This is a genomic window from Shewanella putrefaciens (assembly GCF_016406305.1).
Lineage (GTDB): Bacteria > Pseudomonadota > Gammaproteobacteria > Enterobacterales > Shewanellaceae > Shewanella > Shewanella putrefaciens_C.
The window spans coordinates 4,445,294-4,460,572 of record NZ_CP066369.1 but is presented as its reverse complement, the minus strand read 5'-3'; the positions used below and the strand labels follow the sequence as shown (position 1 = coordinate 4,460,572).

16 protein-coding genes are annotated in these 15,279 nt (G+C 47.7%); 8 read left to right on the top strand and 8 right to left on the bottom strand.

Translation table 11 applies throughout. From position 1 onward, the window contains the following. Positions 1–50 precede the first annotated feature (50 nt). Together JFT56_RS19340 and JFT56_RS19335 are read right to left on the bottom strand one after the other, a co-directional pair. Positions 51–1,376: a M48 family metallopeptidase gene (locus tag JFT56_RS19340; RefSeq protein WP_198781582.1), complete on the bottom strand. Its 1,326-nt coding sequence runs from the start codon at positions 1,374–1,376 to the stop codon at positions 51–53. 116 nt (positions 1,377–1,492) lie between these two features. Continuing rightward, complete coding sequence (locus JFT56_RS19335) at positions 1,493–2,107, bottom strand: hypothetical protein (protein WP_198781581.1); 615 nt, start codon at positions 2,105–2,107, stop codon at positions 1,493–1,495. 443 nt (positions 2,108–2,550) lie between these two features. Between JFT56_RS19335 and JFT56_RS19330 the strand changes: the two genes are divergently transcribed. After that, positions 2,551–3,114 (top strand): MliC family protein, encoded by a 564-nt coding sequence (locus tag JFT56_RS19330; protein WP_420136033.1) that lies wholly within the window; start codon positions 2,551–2,553, stop codon positions 3,112–3,114. Between the two features lie 13 nt (positions 3,115–3,127). On the opposite strand, the gene JFT56_RS19325 is transcribed toward JFT56_RS19330, so the two are convergent. From JFT56_RS19325 to JFT56_RS19315, 3 genes are all read right to left on the bottom strand, one after another. After that, positions 3,128–4,009 carry a DUF481 domain-containing protein gene (locus tag JFT56_RS19325; protein WP_233095550.1) on the bottom strand — a complete coding sequence of 294 codons (882 nt, stop codon included), beginning with the start codon at positions 4,007–4,009 and terminating at the stop codon, positions 3,128–3,130. A gap of 247 nt (positions 4,010–4,256) precedes the next feature. Next, positions 4,257–4,904 carry a DUF3157 family protein gene (locus tag JFT56_RS19320; RefSeq protein WP_198781578.1) on the bottom strand — a complete coding sequence of 216 codons (648 nt, stop codon included), beginning with the start codon at positions 4,902–4,904 and terminating at the stop codon, positions 4,257–4,259. Positions 4,905–5,018: 114 nt separating this feature from the next. After that, positions 5,019–5,945 (bottom strand): LysR family transcriptional regulator, encoded by a 927-nt coding sequence (locus tag JFT56_RS19315; protein ID WP_198781577.1) that lies wholly within the window; start codon positions 5,943–5,945, stop codon positions 5,019–5,021. A gap of 184 nt (positions 5,946–6,129) precedes the next feature. On the opposite strand from JFT56_RS19315, the gene JFT56_RS19310 reads away from it, so the two are divergent. Beyond that, positions 6,130–6,879 carry a 3-oxoacyl-ACP reductase family protein gene (locus tag JFT56_RS19310; protein ID WP_198783649.1) on the top strand — a complete coding sequence of 250 codons (750 nt, stop codon included), beginning with the start codon at positions 6,130–6,132 and terminating at the stop codon, positions 6,877–6,879. Positions 6,880–7,109: 230 nt separating this feature from the next. On the opposite strand, the gene JFT56_RS20125 is transcribed toward JFT56_RS19310, so the two are convergent. Then, positions 7,110–7,277: a hypothetical protein gene (locus JFT56_RS20125; RefSeq protein WP_198781576.1), complete on the bottom strand. Its 168-nt coding sequence runs from the start codon at positions 7,275–7,277 to the stop codon at positions 7,110–7,112. 485 nt (positions 7,278–7,762) lie between these two features. Here JFT56_RS20125 and JFT56_RS19300 point away from each other — a divergent pair, with 485 nt between their 5' ends. The 4 genes from JFT56_RS19300 (at position 7,763) to JFT56_RS19285 (ending at position 11,959) form a co-directional block, all read left to right on the top strand. Next, a complete protein-coding gene (locus tag JFT56_RS19300) occupies positions 7,763–9,874 on the top strand; it encodes a protein-disulfide reductase DsbD family protein (RefSeq protein WP_198781575.1) in 2,112 nt (703 codons plus the stop codon). Between the two features lie 97 nt (positions 9,875–9,971). Further along, positions 9,972–10,868 carry a thioredoxin domain-containing protein gene (locus JFT56_RS19295; RefSeq protein WP_198781574.1) on the top strand — a complete coding sequence of 299 codons (897 nt, stop codon included), beginning with the start codon at positions 9,972–9,974 and terminating at the stop codon, positions 10,866–10,868. Between the two features lie 25 nt (positions 10,869–10,893). After that, positions 10,894–11,418 (top strand): protein disulfide oxidoreductase, encoded by a 525-nt coding sequence (locus tag JFT56_RS19290; protein WP_198783648.1) that lies wholly within the window; start codon positions 10,894–10,896, stop codon positions 11,416–11,418. Between the two features lie 148 nt (positions 11,419–11,566). Beyond that, positions 11,567–11,959: a DUF1090 domain-containing protein gene (locus JFT56_RS19285; protein WP_198781573.1), complete on the top strand. Its 393-nt coding sequence runs from the start codon at positions 11,567–11,569 to the stop codon at positions 11,957–11,959. Between the two features lie 15 nt (positions 11,960–11,974). On the opposite strand, the gene JFT56_RS19280 is transcribed toward JFT56_RS19285, so the two are convergent. Next, on the bottom strand, positions 11,975–12,544 hold the full coding sequence (locus tag JFT56_RS19280) for a TonB-dependent receptor (RefSeq protein WP_198781572.1): 570 nt from the start codon (positions 12,542–12,544) through the stop codon (positions 11,975–11,977). 210 nt (positions 12,545–12,754) lie between these two features. Here JFT56_RS19280 and JFT56_RS19275 point away from each other — a divergent pair, with 210 nt between their 5' ends. Beyond that, positions 12,755–14,029 carry a mechanosensitive ion channel family protein gene (locus tag JFT56_RS19275; RefSeq protein ID WP_198781571.1) on the top strand — a complete coding sequence of 425 codons (1,275 nt, stop codon included), beginning with the start codon at positions 12,755–12,757 and terminating at the stop codon, positions 14,027–14,029. A 74-nt stretch (positions 14,030–14,103) separates the two neighbouring features. Here JFT56_RS19275 and JFT56_RS19270 read toward each other — a convergent pair whose 3' ends face one another. After that, positions 14,104–14,667: a lysophospholipid acyltransferase family protein gene (locus tag JFT56_RS19270; protein ID WP_198781570.1), complete on the bottom strand. Its 564-nt coding sequence runs from the start codon at positions 14,665–14,667 to the stop codon at positions 14,104–14,106. Positions 14,668–14,814: 147 nt separating this feature from the next. Between JFT56_RS19270 and JFT56_RS19265 the strand changes: the two genes are divergently transcribed. Then, the gene (locus JFT56_RS19265) at positions 14,815–15,264 is read left to right on the top strand and encodes a YybH family protein (protein ID WP_198781569.1); all 450 of its coding nucleotides are present in this window, start codon (positions 14,815–14,817) and stop codon (positions 15,262–15,264) included. The last annotated feature ends 15 nt before the right edge of the window (positions 15,265–15,279 follow it).

Genomic DNA, 15,279 nt, shown 5'->3' with positions numbered 1-15,279 from the left:
AACTTAACCACGATTAATGAAAAGCGCTGCATTTGCAGCGCTTTTTGATCTTAGCCTTGGCAATCGGCGGGTAAATATTCGTCGGGAATGCCGTTACTGCTACACACCCAAGTGACATTGTCTTGCTCGTCGACTTGGGGCGACAGATACACCTCATAGTCTTGGTAATCCCCTAGGGTTTCGCCGCCCACAAACCCGACTATGCCATCGGTGTAGAGATTGAAGGTGGTCAGTTGCGCATCCGTGAGCCCTAGGACTTCCAATTCTGTCGGCCAGGCTTTATGGGCTTGGTAGTAGGCCGTTAAAGTATCTGTAATTGGCGTTAATGATAGATGTAACTGATCTATATGCTTAACCGCAGCATCGGTGTCGGGAACGGTCAACGTTAAAGCCTGAGTTTGATCAGCTGGCGCCTCATAACTTACCCCTGCGCCCATTTTTTCTTGGTAGTCCTTATAGGCGGGAATCGCAATCGCAGCGGCGATACCGATAATGGCCGCGAGGATAATAATACCGCCACCCGCAGTGCCCATGCGTGGCATAAACAGGCTGAAAACATAAGCCCAAGCACTGCGAGAAGGCGCCGCATAATCTTTACCTTGCGCTTTGGCTTGCACCCTTGCCATACGTTTAGTTAACCATGGATAGCTGCCATTAAGCTCGTGCAATGACATCCAAAATCCGCTTGATTCTTGGGTTTGGCGAATATATTGGTCCACATTCATACGTTTCCACTGCTCAACCCCGGCCGTCAGTACGGCAACGGCATTAGTGGCCGAACGCAAACTGTTACAGCAGCGCAGCCCGTGGAGATCGCAGGTGTATTCACAGGCGCGGGAATAGGCTGCGCCCACTAGGGGTAACCAAGTGGCAAACACTAACAAGGGGGCTTTACCTATATGATTGCGGCGAATGTGGCCTAACTCATGGCCAATATAGAAATTGAGCGCATCTTTATCTGACTCAAGTGCGTCCACAATCGATGAGTACAGCACTATATAGTGGCGGCCGAGGAAGCGGGTGGCTAACGCATTAAGCATGCCGTCGGCGGCGAGTAGGTAAGCGCGTGGCGGTTCTTTTATTGCTAAACGTTCGCAGCAGGCTAAATATTGTTTATGTAAATCAGGGAATTGCTCTGCATTGATTTCAACAGCTGTGCCTTTTAAGTAACTGATAAAGGCGGAATGGCTAAAGAGATAGATAATGAAAAACGCCAACACGTAAATCAGTGCGACACCTAAGGTGCCTATGATCAATCCTGCCCAGACGAGTCCTGAAATAATGGCTAACAGGGTGAACAGTGACTTTTCCTTCGAATAGACAATATCCGTCAGCTGAATAGGGTTGTCGTTCCCTGTGGTAATAACTTGTTCCATGTTGATCCTTTTCCTAGTGAAGTGACAAGCGGCGTGAAAATAGTCAATTTCACTAGGAAATTCAATCTCTATCACTGGGGGAGCCGATAATTTCCTCTTTAAGTGCTAAAAATGGCTTAAGGTGCCAATACGGCGGTGCCATTTTTTATCGCGTTTTGTACCAGCTCATAAACCTGTTTCTCGGCCACATTGACTAACTTTTGGTGCTCATCGCCGAGTTGTTCCATCTCTTCACCCATCACTTCCATCGACTCGCCTAAGCTTTCAATTTGTTCGTTAACCTCGGTATCTTTTTCACCCGAGGCGAGATTGACTAAGAGCTTGTTGGTTTCGGCACTGATGGCATCACCCTTTACCTGCATTTGCTCACCCAAGCGCTGCATTTTTTCACCTTGCAGCTGCATTGGGCGCACTGCCTCTTTCACTTGATTCACAAGGGCTGGGTCAGTAACCACATAACGGTTTCCGGCGGTCTTAACCCAAAGATAATCCGTTTGATAAGGATTCTTTTGGCCTTTGAGTTTATTCCAATCTTGGCTCTCACCCGCGCCTATAGTCAGCTCGCCATCTTGGCGTACATAAATCCACGAAAAGTCAGGATAATTACGACTATTGATCGAAATATTGGTTTCGGTAGATGACTGAGAGCTTATCTGTTGTGCGGCCCAAATCCCACAGGGGATCAGCGCGAGGATAAATAAACCGCCGAATACTTTAGTGCGTGTGTTCATAATGCTTCCTTGTATGAATAAGTATTTGTGATTAACTCGCCTGTATAAGCAGAGTCTATGCCAACAAAATAATCCTTATTTATCATTGCGATAAAAATAGTGTCCGCCTGGCGAGCTCAAATGTGTCCGCACATTAGTCTAAAAGTGTCCGTGCAATTGTCCGTTCAGTGGACACTCTGGGATAACCCATAAGGTGCACTACACTTATTCGAGTTTGCTAAACACCGCTTGATTGTGGGGTTGGTATTGAGTGGTATTTGTGGATTAGTGCTAATTTTTGCCAATTCGATAAGCGTATTTTGCTTAAGTCAGCTTAGGTTAAGCCGAGATGGCGTTAGCTATGGCAATTGATAGCGATTGGTCGTTGATATAAAGGAACCAAGAGTATGAAGTTAACTAAGATAATCAATACGCAAACCACAGGAGTAGTGGGTTTTTTAGCCATGGCCTTGAGTATTCCTGCTATGGCTGCAGAAAAGCCTTCCTTTGACTGTGGCAAAGTGCAGGCTGGTAGTATTGAGGATATGGTCTGTCAGGATGCGGGATTGATCAAATTAGATCAGCAGTTGGCCGAGGTTTATAGTCAAGCGACTGATAAAGCTAAAAATGAACAACCTCCAGTATTAAAAGCCATGCAGCGAGGCTGGGTGAAAGGCCGCAACGAATGCTGGAAAAGTGACGATAAACGTACCTGTGTCGAGTCTAGTTACCAAACTCGAATTGCAGAATTGCAAGCACAGTATCGGCTAGTCGAGATGACGGGCCCGGTGATCTATGCCTGCGATGGTAATCCCGCTAACGAAGTGGTGGTCAGTTATTTTAAAACCGAGCCCGCTACCCTGATTGCCGAACGCGGCGATCAAACCTCGCTGATGTTTGTACAACCCAGTGGCAGTGGCACAAAGTATCAGGGCAGAAATGAGAGTCTATGGGAGCACCAAGGTGAGGCAAAAGTAGTTTGGGGCTACGACACGCCAGAAATGACCTGTAAACTGGTAACCAAATAGCGTTAATTGAAGATTAAAAATTAACCCCTAATCCTAGGGTGTAGCTATTGTCCTTTGTATTGCCATTGGCTGATTCAGTTTCATTGAAGTCATATTTAAATGAGAGATAAAGATACTCGGTAAGTAGGTACTTAAGCCCTAGGGTTGAGTTTGAGATGTAATCAACCGTAGGGATATCGGGAAAGGCGATTTGCAGATCGGCATAGGTTTCTAAATCGCCTCCAAACCAATACTGTTTATAGTTGAGTGTGGCGGCCCAAGCATTGAGTTGATAGGTAAATATTTGGCTATCAAGCCAAAAATGATTGTAGGTGACAACAAAATCTAGCTTGTCGCGACCAATACCCCAAAAGCGATAACCAGGACCTAAGGCGGCATAATAATTGCGGATATGGTAACCAAGCCTATCTTCCTGAAAAAAATCCTCTTGGCGCAATAACCAATGCTCACTGATCAAATAGTCTAGGTTGTAGTGTCCCTCGATGGTATTACGCTTGGTGACATCCCCTTCGGTTTCATAACGCCATTCGCTTTTAAAGTTATGCCGCCACTGCAAGGTTTCGGCGGTGATATCGCCTTTGGCGTGGAGCTTTTGGGTATCCTTAGTGTTATTGCTAACATCTATCGCGGCTTCCACACTGCCGCTAAAGCGCCAATCCGATTCACTTTGAATATCTGAAAACATCAATTCACTGATGGGCGTTTGTTGATTGTTGATCATCACAAAACCCTCTAAGCCAGAGGATTGAATGTTAATATTTTGCAGGGTTCGATTGACACTCCAGTGGCGATTTTCTGAGGTCTCAAAGCTTAGGATGGCGTTGCGATTGATGGAGATTTTTGGAGCATAACTGGGTTTAATCACTAAATTTTCGTCATCGAAGCTTTTAATCACTCCCGTGATCCTATCACCATTTTTGAGTAAAACTGAGTCGGCGAACGCTTGCCAACTTAAGCCGCCAAGTAACACTGCTATGGATAATATCGAATAGCGATTTCGCATTAATTGCGGGCTCAAGAAGTAGATTTAGTGAGATATTTGGGCATTCTAGCCTATGTGGTGGGTAACAAGGCAATAACATCCATGAGAGTGGGTAAGAAATTGAAAGCCAGCTTCCAATTCCTTACCTTGGCAGGTTAACTCAGCGAGAATTGATCTCAGTAATTTTGAGATTGATAAGCTGTTTCTGCCATTGGTTTTTATCTATTCCTTCTACCCAAACTACCGGGCTCTTACGTTGCTCGCCTTTACGCAAATAAGTCTCTGGCATGCGGAAAATGGCTTCCCAGACTTCGAGTTTCTCGGTTTTGAGCAAAGTGCCATCGTCGGCAAAGAAGCTGGCTTCGACCTCAACTAAGGTCACATGCTCACCGCTAGTGCTGGCAAGCTCGAAGCTAAGGCCGAGTTTGTCACCCTTCCACTGGCTGTCGGTAAAGCTGACTTTAATGCCATCTTTGGCGGTAGAACCTAAGAGTTCGGGTCTGGCTATGGCGTTGGCGGTCAGCGTTGTGACAGGTGCGGCCGTTGCTACTGGGGCTGCAGTAACGGCGGCGCTAGTGGCGACCGCAGGGGCATTTACCGCTGGCGCTACGGCTTGGGTAGTTAATACCGCCGCGGCCGTTTTGGTTTCTGTCACTATATATTCCCAGGTAAAGTCGTCTTTAAGCCTGACTTGGGCACCGTTTTCAAGGGTGACTCTTGCGACTTCAGGTGCCACATCGGCGGCCATCACTGAGGATGAGAGCAACAAGAGTGAACTAAGTGCACTAAGGCGAAATGGGGTTTGCATTGATTTTCTGGCTCCGGTATCCATCTGAGTCAATATTCTGCCCTAACATAAACAATTTACTGCGCATTAGTCACTGCCTAAGTCGCATTTGGGTAAATAAAAGGGTTTGAACCTTTAACTTATCGCCGCTTTGAACCTGCTGTGTGGCGCTTTGGCTAATTCGAGCAGTTCTTCGATAATCACTCGTAGCTTGGGTTGGAGGTAAGGCGTTTTTAGCCAAATCAGGTGGATGGGCGTGTCGTCACTGGCGAGGTCGTCCAGTACCGAAACAAGCTCACCGGTTTTAAGATGGTCTTCAACCAGCCATATCGGCACTTGCGCTAAACCGACTCCCGCCAGTGTGGCCGCTAAAATGGCTTCACAATCGGCGATTTCGTGGCGCACTGGAATGTCATGGGCCTCGATGATCCCATCCTCATTTTTAAGTGACCAGCGATGTTGCTGCCCGAGCGGCCAACCGACAATGCATTGGTGCTGGCTGAGATCTTCTTTGCTTTGTGGCGTGCCGAGTAGAGCGAAATAGGCGGGAGACGCGCAGATCACTCGGCGTTGTTCCCCTAATCTACGGGCGACTAAATCCACAGTGTCGCCGAGTTGCCCGACACGCACGGCTAAATCAATTCCATCATTGAAGAGATCTGTCGCCCTATCGTTGAAGGTGATGGATAACTCGAGTTTGGGATATTTTTGCGATAGCGATAATAGGCTAGGCAGTATATATCGCCGCCCAAAGGTGACGGGTAAATCGACTCGTACTCGACCCGAGGGAATTTGTTGTTCACTGCCGAGTCGGCTCTGGGCATTTTCTAGGATTGCGATGGCATTTTGGCAATCAGTGAGATACGAATCGCCATCATTGGTTAAGCTCACGCGCCGTGTGGTGCGATGCAGCAGTTTAGTGCCTAAGCGGGTTTCTAAGCGCACTATGCTTTTACTGAGCGCCGAACCAGTCATGCCTAACGCCTGCGCCGCTAAGGTAAAACTGCCGAGCTGGGCAACTGTGACGAAATGGCGTATCTCAACAAATTGATTATTTATCACGGCAATTAATTCCTCTATGGACTTAGTGAAGGTCATTTTAGTGACTTAATCAGCATAAGTGAATCGCGTAAGCTACTACCAGAGTATGAAAATGAGCGTTAACACCGGACGGCAGCCATATTGTGATGGATTATCAATGCTGTTCTATATAGCCAATTTAAAATCCCTATTGAGTGAGCAAACTATGAAATCGTCGAATAATCTGCAAGGTAAAGTGGCTTTTGTACAAGGTGGTAGCCGAGGTATCGGCGCTGCCATCGTTAAGCGTTTAGCGAGTGAGGGCGCCGCGGTTGCCTTTACCTATGTGTCATCTGAGGCCCAATCACAATTGCTAGTTGACGACGTTATCACCCATGGCGGTCAAGCCATTGCCATTAAGGCCGACAGCACAGAGCCGGAAGCGATTCGCCGCGCCATCCGCGAGACCAAAGCGCATTTCGGTGGCTTAGATATAGTGGTTAATAATGCGGGCACGCTGATTTGGGATAGCATCGAAAATCTGACGCTAGAAGACTGGGAACGAACTGTTAACACTAATGTGCGCAGTGTGTTTGTGGCCAGTCAAGAAGCTGCGCTGCATATGAATGACGGCGGCCGCATCATCAATATTGGTAGCACTAACGCTGAGCGTATTCCGTTTGTAGGTGGTGCGATTTACGGCATGAGTAAATCGGCCTTAGTCGGTTTGGCCAAAGGGTTAGCGCGGGATTTAGGGCCACGTGCGATTACGGTGAACAACATTCAACCAGGCCCTGTGGATACTGATATGAACCCTGATAACGGCGATTCATCTGAGCCAATCAAGGCGATGGGTGCTCTGGGTCGCTTTGGTAAAGCCGAAGAGATTGCCAGTTTTGTCGCCTTTATCGCGGGTCCTGAAGCGGGCTACATTACAGGTGCGAGTTTGATGATTGATGGCGGGTTTTCAGCATAAGCTTTGGCTGTATCTATTTTTCAGGTAAGGCAAATTAATTTGCTTGTTGATGAACTATTGTTACAATCCGCCGGTCTTATCTGCAGCTAGCTGTGAATAGACTTTTATTTTTATCTTTATAATCAAAGAATAAGGCGAAGGGAAATCCAAATTTCTAAGTTATCGACTAAGCAAACAGGCAACCTATGGGGCGTGATGGTGTTTACCATTCTGACCTTGTTCTGTTTGACTCAAAATAGTGGAATACTTAATTTGCTGCTCAAGGAGTCGAGCGTGCAGGCGATGTCGGCTGCGCCTTTTTCGGGTGCAGCTAGCGCCAACTCAGCCGTTAACACTGGTTCAGCTCCCAGCAATATGGCGAGCAATGTTGACGCCCAATCGATAGGTTCTGAGCTCATTAAAGGCGGGCCTAAAAAATGTGAATTGTCTGAGAAGTCGATCCGAACCTGTATCGATGCCCCGAGCACTATTCCATTACTTATCTTGTTGTTCCTACTTCCGTTACTTCCCCGCGTTTCCCGTGTGATAACACAGTTACCAATATTGAGTTATCAGGCGAAGCCTAGGCGAATACATCTCACACTCTGCCGCTTTCAAGAATAGAAATAACTTATTTATCAAATTGATAGGTGAGTTTGTTTTGGCATGCTTTCTCTCGCTCGGTAGTTGACTTTTCTCGCCAGTTTGCTGGTAGAAAGAGCATGAAGTGGCTGCAAAACATCCGGTTTTACACCTCCTATCTCCGATCAAATGTCTTGAATTAAGCCTGATATCACGCTGATTTTTCTTATGCTGTTACTTTCTCTGTAACGAGACCGAGTTAAGAAGAAAAGTAAGCATTTACAAGGCATAACCAACAGTTAATGCCTATTTTGGGGACAAAATGAGTACATTAAAATCCATATTAACCAGATTCTGGATGCTCGCCTTGATAGTGATGAGTCCGTCGCTCATGGCCGCATCGACGGGCTGGTTGATTAATGATAATCACCCGCCAGCCAAAGTACGTTTTATGCTAACGGGGGAGGTTGATCCTGTAACTAATACTTTGCCCGCTGTGCTTGAAGTACAACTCGAAGGCGATTGGAAAACCTATTGGCGCAGTCCTGGTGAAGGCGGTATCGCGCCGAGTATCAAGTGGGATGACTCACGCAATCTACAGCAAGTGGATTGGAGATGGCCTGCGCCAGAGGAATTCTCATTATTGGGGTTACAAACCTTTGGTTACAAAGGTAATACCACCTTTCCCTTAACCTTGAAAGTCGATGATATCGCCGCCCCGACTCAGTTGCGTGGCAAGGTGACCTTGTCGACCTGTACCACTATCTGTGTGCTGACGGATTATCAGATTAGTCTCGACTTCACGCCTAATGCCCTGCAAGCAGATACCGATGCCATGTTGGCTTACAACAAGGCCGTGTCGCTGGTGCCACAAAAAGTGTTGACCCAAGAAGGTCAAAATCCTGCCATGACAATGGGTTGGGATGCCACCAAAGGTCAACTTGAAGTCAGACTCAATGATGCCAACTGGCAGAGTCCAACCGTGATTATCGATGGCGAGCCGGATACCACATTCAAGCTAGTGAGCTTAACGCCAAGCGAAAGTGAGGCAAATGGCCAGCAATTGATTGGTATTTTTACTGGTCAAAGCTGGCTGGGCGAGCCCGAAGTCTTAGGTAAGTCGCTGAATGTTACCGTCGTCGATAGCGAACGAGCCCTAGAATATAGCGCCGAAGTTAAGCCTGTGGTGATTACCCAAGAAAGCACCTCGGTATTTGGCATGATTTTGCTGGCACTTATCGGTGGTTTGATCTTAAACGTCATGCCCTGCGTGTTACCAGTACTCGGCATGAAGCTCAGTTCAGTGGTGGCTGCGCCCGATCTTAAGCGTAATCAAATCCGCCAGCAGTTTATCGCATCGGCGCTGGGGATATTGGCCTCATTCTGGTTGCTGGCTGGTTTTATCCTAATGCTTAAGCTCACGGGGCAAGCGATTGGCTGGGGTGTGCAGTTCCAAAACCCTTGGTTCATTGGCTTTATGGCGCTGGTGACCACAGTGTTTGCCTTCAATATGTTAGGTGTGTTTGAGATTAACTTACCCTCTAACGTGCAAACCAAGCTGGCGACGACGGGCGGCAATAATAACAGCGGTCACTTTTTACAGGGCATGTTTGCGACTCTGCTCGCGACACCGTGCAGCGCGCCTTTCTTGGGTACTGCGGTCGCCTTCGCTTTAGGTGCCGATGTACTGAGCCTGTTTGCCATCTTCACCGCGCTGGCCGTGGGTATGGCGTTCCCTTGGTTGATTGTGGCGGCATTTCCGCAGGTGGCGGGTTATTTCCCTAAACCCGGCCGCTGGATGAACACGGTGAAAGTGTTTTTCTCCGGCATGTTGCTGATCACTAGTTTATGGCTGATTAGTCTGTTGGCTAGCTTTATTGATGTGCTCTACCTCTGGCCGCTAGCGGGTATCATTGCACTGATATTCATGGTGTTTATGGCCCAAAAATACGGTGCGATTGCCCTGGTGAGTTGCTTAGGTGTCGGGGTTTTACTGTCGGCTATTATCGCCTTTATGACGGCGAATCAGTGGGCTAAACCTTTACCTGCCGACCTTGCTTGGACGCCATTGGATCAAGCATTGATTAATCAGCAGGTCACCCAGGGCAAGACAGTGTTTGTCGATGTGACGGCCGATTGGTGTATTACCTGTAAGGCCAATAAAGTTGGCGTGATCTTGCAAGATCCCGTCTACAGCCTGTTGCAACAGCCGCATATTTTGCCGATGAAGGGCGATTGGACCACGCCTTCTGAGCCCATTACTCACTACCTGCAAAGCCATAATCGTTTCGGAGTGCCATTCAACGTGGTTTACGGCCCGGGTGCACCACAGGGGATTGAATTACCTGAAATTCTATCGACCGAGCTTGTGCTTGCTGCGATAGAACAGGCTTCAGCATCGACAGGAAAACCATCCGCAGTGGCAGGGAAATAACGCCAACGAACAGCCATTCATTTGGACGCTAATCGAGTGAGGCTAAACCAATATTCCGGTCAGGTTGAGTCCTGACCTAAGGCAATAAAAACGCATTATGAAACAGACAATTGAAGCGAAAGACGCAAATAAATTAATGCAGGACAATCGAGTCATTGGAGCCACAGCTATGTCGAAATTTAACTGTTTATTCAGCCCTTTATTAAAGAATCGTAAGTTGCAGATGTTTGCAGTCTCGGGTGTCGCCATAGCCATGCTAGTGGTTGCCTTACCTTCGCTGACGACCTCTGCCCATGCCAAGGACAGCAGTTTATCGGCGGCGCAGCAGCAAGAAGTGCGAGCCATCATTAAAGATGCCTTGATTAATGATCCAGAGCTTATGAGGGAAGCGATTCTTGCGTGGCAAACAAGGGAGCAAGAGGTTGCAAATACCGCTATGCAGGCGAGTCTAGTGACCCATCATCAAGCCATGTATGAGACCAAAAGTGATCCATGGAAGGGAGCTGCAACGCCTGAAATATCTATGGTGTATTTCACCGATTTTAACTGCCCATACTGCAAAAAAATCGAGCCTTCATTAAACAAGCTGATTGAAGAATTTCCGCAGTTAAAGATCATAGTAAAAATGGTGCCACTGCAGGGCGAAGGCTCCAAAATGGCGGTCGATTTTGCTCAAACCGTTTGGTTAAACGAGCCAGAAAAATATCTCAAGGTGAAGGATATGTTGATGTCGAGCCCGCGTGGGCTCGATGCCGCCGCCATCGCTAAGGTCGCTAAACTGACGGCAACCGAGCGTTGGGTGGGTAACACGGATGAACGCGTCACTAAAATGGTCCATGACAATATTAATTTAATGAATGAGTTAGGCATAGGCGGCACCCCAAGTATGATAGTGGCCGATACGCTTATTCCTGGATTAGTGTCCTATGAAGTATTAAAAGAGCAGCTCGAAGCCGCGATAGCCGCCCAAGATAAGACGCAGAAGAGCAGTTAAGATGCAGCCAAAGGAAACTGAAAATATGAGCGCCGAACAGGTTTCGATCTCTTTGCCTAAACGTATGTGGGGCTGGACTAAACAACTACTGCTCTGGTTATTGTTAGCCCTAGTGGTAACCAGCGTGATGGACATCTGGCGCGGCAGGGATATCCCGCGGGATAATTTGCCGCCGCTACAGGGGACGACCTTAGCAGGGGATTCCTTTGATATTGCCACGCTCAGCCAAGATCAGGCGGTATTGGTGTACTTTTGGGGCACTTGGTGCCCTGTGTGTAATTTTGTCAGCCCGGCGGTCAATCAAATGTCGGCCTATTACCCCGTGGTGACGGTTGCCATGGGTTCGGGTGAAGATGAAAAACTGAGAAAATATCTTCAACATCAGGAATATGGCTTTGATACTATTAACGATAATGACAGCAAAATAGCCCGAGATTGGTCATTGCAGGCGACGCCAACCATTATGATCTTTAAAGATGGCGAGTTAAAACACTACACGACGGGCTTTACGAGTCTGCCCGGCATGTGGTGGCGCATGCTCTTTAGTTAAATGAAACCTGCAAACTGATGCAACTTGCTAGAGGTGCTTGGCCATTTGCTTAAGTACATTGGCTCCAAAGCCACATCCGGTAGTTGCATCAGTTGAGTTTGCCCATATCTTTGAGCAATAGTCGCATTGAGTGAAAGGGGGATTAAGTATGCAAATGAAGCCAGTGATTTTGGGATTAATGATAGCTGTAGCATTTAGCTTACCAGTCTTTGCTGATGATGTACCCCAACGCGGCTGCGCCGCAAAGTTAGACGCTATTAGCCAGCAAATGGAGCAGGCTAAAACTACGGGTAATACATATAAAGTTGCAGGGCTTGAAAAAGCCTATCAAGAAGTCATAGCCCATTGTAACGACGATAAGCTATATGCTGAGCGGTTGGCAAAAGTACAGGCTTTGGAAGATAAGTTAATCGAACGTCAAAATGAGCTGGCTCAAGCGGTAAAAGAAGGTAAGCCGATGGATAAAGTCAGTAAGAAACAAGCTAAGGTTGCTGAAGTCGAATCAGAGCTGACTAAGGCGCGAGCAGAACTCGCGCAATAAGTTCAGGTTCTTTCTTTAACCCGCATAACCTATGCTCAAAACGGTAGATTCAGTGCTGGAGTTATAGCCAGCACTGAGTATGAGATGCTCTGTGAGCCGGTATCTAAGGCCGGCTTCAGCGCCCCATTGAGTAGTTTTATCTTCTTCCCACGTAGGTTTACCGCCAGCAATTCTGGGGGAAATATTGTTGGTATAAGCTGTGGTGCTGATATAGGCACTGCCGCCCGCATAAAAGCTTAAGTCGGTCGTTAAACTGTAGCTTAAACCTAAACGCCAGAGGCTTTCTTGGCGGTGGGACTGCGCGGGTTCTGGTACGGTAATATCGGTTTCGCGGCTGCGGGCATAACCTAAGTAATAACCCCATCGCTGATAATTATCATCGAAATGATAGGGGGCTATCGTAATGCCGTAGAGATTGTCTGCGGCGGGAACGTAGTCGAGCATCAGCGCGATATAAGGGGTATTCTCAGTGACATCCGGCATAACAGATGGCTGCAAAGTGTTATACTCGGCCGCTTGAAGCGGTTGGCATAGACTCATTAGCCCAATGCTCAGGCAGGCTAGCGGAGATGAATAGCGACACATGGGATAAGTTCCTTAGGACCAGATTGAAGATTGTTCATTTTCCTTTGTGGTTGGTCAATTCAAAAATGCTAAAATCTCTTTTAAAATAAGTGTTTGTAAACTCTTTGTGGCTCGTTTTGTATGAGTCATGGGGTGAGGTTTAACCTAGGGCAACTCTGGCATTACCTTTGTATGGATTTGTTGCGCTAGCGCCTAAATTGGAGTGGTATTGTGGATCAGGAAATGCGCCTCGAAATATCGAGCTGGTTAGCGAGTCTAGGAATAGATAGCCAGCCGTCGGACGGCATATCGACCAGTGTGATGCTGCTGGCATGTGTACTGTTAGCGGCAATCGCGTACTTTATTATGCGTCGCGGGGTGATTCGCGCGGTGAATATGGTGATCCAGCGTTCTAAGGTGACTTGGGACGATGTGTTTATGCGCTATAAAGTGCTCGAAAAGCTCGCCATGTTAGTCCCGGCTATCGTGCTGAATTTATTGGTTCCTATCGCATTAACTGAGCACCCAGTGCTGAGTAGTCTCGTCGACCGCCTACTGAGTATTTGGCTAGTGGTGCTGATGATCCGCGCCATTTACGCCGGCCTAGATGCGGTAAATGAAATTTCAGATATAAATTTAGTCAGCCGGCGTTTACCGGTGAAAAGCTTTGTGCAGCTGACTAAGTTATTCCTGTTCTTCGTGGGGCTTATCGTCTCGATTTCAGTGCTGGCCGATCAATCTCCCGTGTATTTCCTCAGTGGTTTAGGGGTGGCAACGGGTTTTGTGATGTTGGTGTTTCGCGACACTATTTTAGGCTTTGTGGCGGGCATTCAGTTGGCGGCAAACCGTATGGTGAGCAAGGGCGACTGGATCCAGATGGACAAATACGGCGCCGATGGGGCCGTGGAAGAAGTGTCATTAACCACAGTTAAAGTGCGTAACTGGGATAAAACCATCACTATGATCCCCGCCTATGCCTTAGTATCGGATGCGTTCCGTAACTGGCGTGGCATGTCGGAGTCGGGGGGCCGCAGGATTAAACGTGCGGTGAATATCGATATCAACAGCATTAAGTTTTTAACCGAGGAAGAACGGAATCGTCTCAGTAAAATCAATTGTTTAAAAGAGTATTTCCCCGCCAAGATTAGCGAGATCCAAGCGTCGAACGCCAAAGTGTCAGATTTGGATATGAGGGTTAACGGTCGTCATCTAACCAACGTGGGGACTTTTCGCGCTTACCTGCAGGAATATCTACAACGTCACGATAAGGTGCATAAGGACATGACCTTAATGGTGCGTCAGCTCGCGCCAACGACCGAGGGGTTACCGATAGAGATTTATATCTTTACTAACGATACCCGCTGGGCATTTTATGAGGCTATTCAAGCCGATATCTTCGACCATATCTTTGCGGTATTGCCAGAGTTTGGCTTGCAGGCCTTTCAAGCGCCGACGGGCAATGATATTCGCAGCTTAAAATCGGTGAAGGTTGAGGAGCTCGACTGACTAAGCTCGACTGACTAAAATAGCGGCGAGGCGCTGATCATCGCGCCTAAACGCCGCCGAAGCTTCCATCATCACTAATGTTTCGCGCCCGCCACAAAATCAGGTATCAGCTTAGGATGGCGGCCTTTAATGGTGCGGTAGAAGCTCAAAATGTCATGCATATCGGTTGCGATATCGCCACTGGGTTGCAGTGGCGTGTGGATCACCACAGTGCGGCGGCTAAAGTCTAGGCCCACGGGAACAATGGGCACCCCAGCTTTGCTGGCAATATGGTAGAAACCGCATTTCCAGCGTTTAACGGGGCTGCGGGTTCCCTCGGGGGCTAACGCTAGCTTGTAATCGGGTTGAGATTCAAAAAGCTGTACGGCACTATCGACTAAATTATTATTTTTACGCCTATCTACCGGACTGCCACCGATGGCGCGAAAGAACCATCCCCAAGGCGGAATAAATAACTGATGCTTACCGAGAAAGTGAATTCGCGTATTTAAAGCGCCGCGGGCGAGTACGCCAAGAATAAAATCCCAGTTGCTGGTGTGGGGCGCCACTATCACAATGTATTTCTTCAATTCGGGTAGTTGCCCTTCAATCTGCCACCCCAAAATCTTCAGTAGCCAGCAACATAATCTTGTAAACATAGTTCAGTGCTCAGAGTCGAAAAATTAATAATATCATCAGCTTTTTTGAATTATAAATCGGCTTAGGCAGGATAGTCTGTGCCGAATTCGCTATAGTACAGTCTAACCTGATTCTAGGGGAGTGCTACTATGTTGCAGGAAGGATGGATGTTACGGAAAGGATGGATACAAAAATGCATGTTGCAGGGGACCACTCTGTTATTACTGCTGCTGAGCTGTTATGCCAGTGCGGTACCTACGGATGAGATCGCCCAAATGCTGAAGGGGCAGGAAGAGGCGTGGAACCGCGGCGACCTCGATGCTTATATGCAAGGTTACTGGAAGAGTAGCCAACTGCGATTTGTTTCTAATGGTAAATTTCGTTACGGCTGGGATGAAACCCTCGCCGCCTATAAGAAAAATTATCCGAATAAAGAGGCGCTGGGTGAGCTGAAGTTCACTATCAAAGAAATAAAAATGCTCAGCAATTATGCGGCCATGGTGGTTGGGCGATGGGATTTACACCGTCCAAAGGATGCCCCGACAGGCGTGTTTACCCTCTTGGTGGAAAAGATTGATGACCGCTGGGTGATCACTATGGATCACAGTTCGGATTAATGGGCTGGATCAGGG

Coding starts and splice junctions, on each gene's coding strand:
- JFT56_RS19340 (WP_198781582.1), bottom strand. CDS start 1,376: ATGGAACAAGTTATTACCACAGGGAACGACAACCCTATTCAGCTGACG.
- JFT56_RS19335 (WP_198781581.1), bottom strand. CDS start 2,107: ATGAACACACGCACTAAAGTATTCGGCGGTTTATTTATCCTCGCGCTG.
- JFT56_RS19330 (WP_420136033.1), top strand. CDS start 2,551: ATGGCCTTGAGTATTCCTGCTATGGCTGCAGAAAAGCCTTCCTTTGAC.
- JFT56_RS19320 (WP_198781578.1), bottom strand. CDS start 4,904: ATGCAAACCCCATTTCGCCTTAGTGCACTTAGTTCACTCTTGTTGCTC.
- JFT56_RS19310 (WP_198783649.1), top strand. CDS start 6,130: ATGAAATCGTCGAATAATCTGCAAGGTAAAGTGGCTTTTGTACAAGGT.
- JFT56_RS20125 (WP_198781576.1), bottom strand. CDS start 7,277: ATGAGCTCAGAACCTATCGATTGGGCGTCAACATTGCTCGCCATATTG.
- JFT56_RS19300 (WP_198781575.1), top strand. CDS start 7,763: ATGAGTACATTAAAATCCATATTAACCAGATTCTGGATGCTCGCCTTG.
- JFT56_RS19295 (WP_198781574.1), top strand. CDS start 9,972: ATGAAACAGACAATTGAAGCGAAAGACGCAAATAAATTAATGCAGGAC.
- JFT56_RS19290 (WP_198783648.1), top strand. CDS start 10,894: ATGAGCGCCGAACAGGTTTCGATCTCTTTGCCTAAACGTATGTGGGGC.
- JFT56_RS19285 (WP_198781573.1), top strand. CDS start 11,567: ATGCAAATGAAGCCAGTGATTTTGGGATTAATGATAGCTGTAGCATTT.
- JFT56_RS19280 (WP_198781572.1), bottom strand. CDS start 12,544: ATGTGTCGCTATTCATCTCCGCTAGCCTGCCTGAGCATTGGGCTAATG.
- JFT56_RS19270 (WP_198781570.1), bottom strand. CDS start 14,667: ATGTTTACAAGATTATGTTGCTGGCTACTGAAGATTTTGGGGTGGCAG.
- JFT56_RS19265 (WP_198781569.1), top strand. CDS start 14,815: ATGTTACGGAAAGGATGGATACAAAAATGCATGTTGCAGGGGACCACT.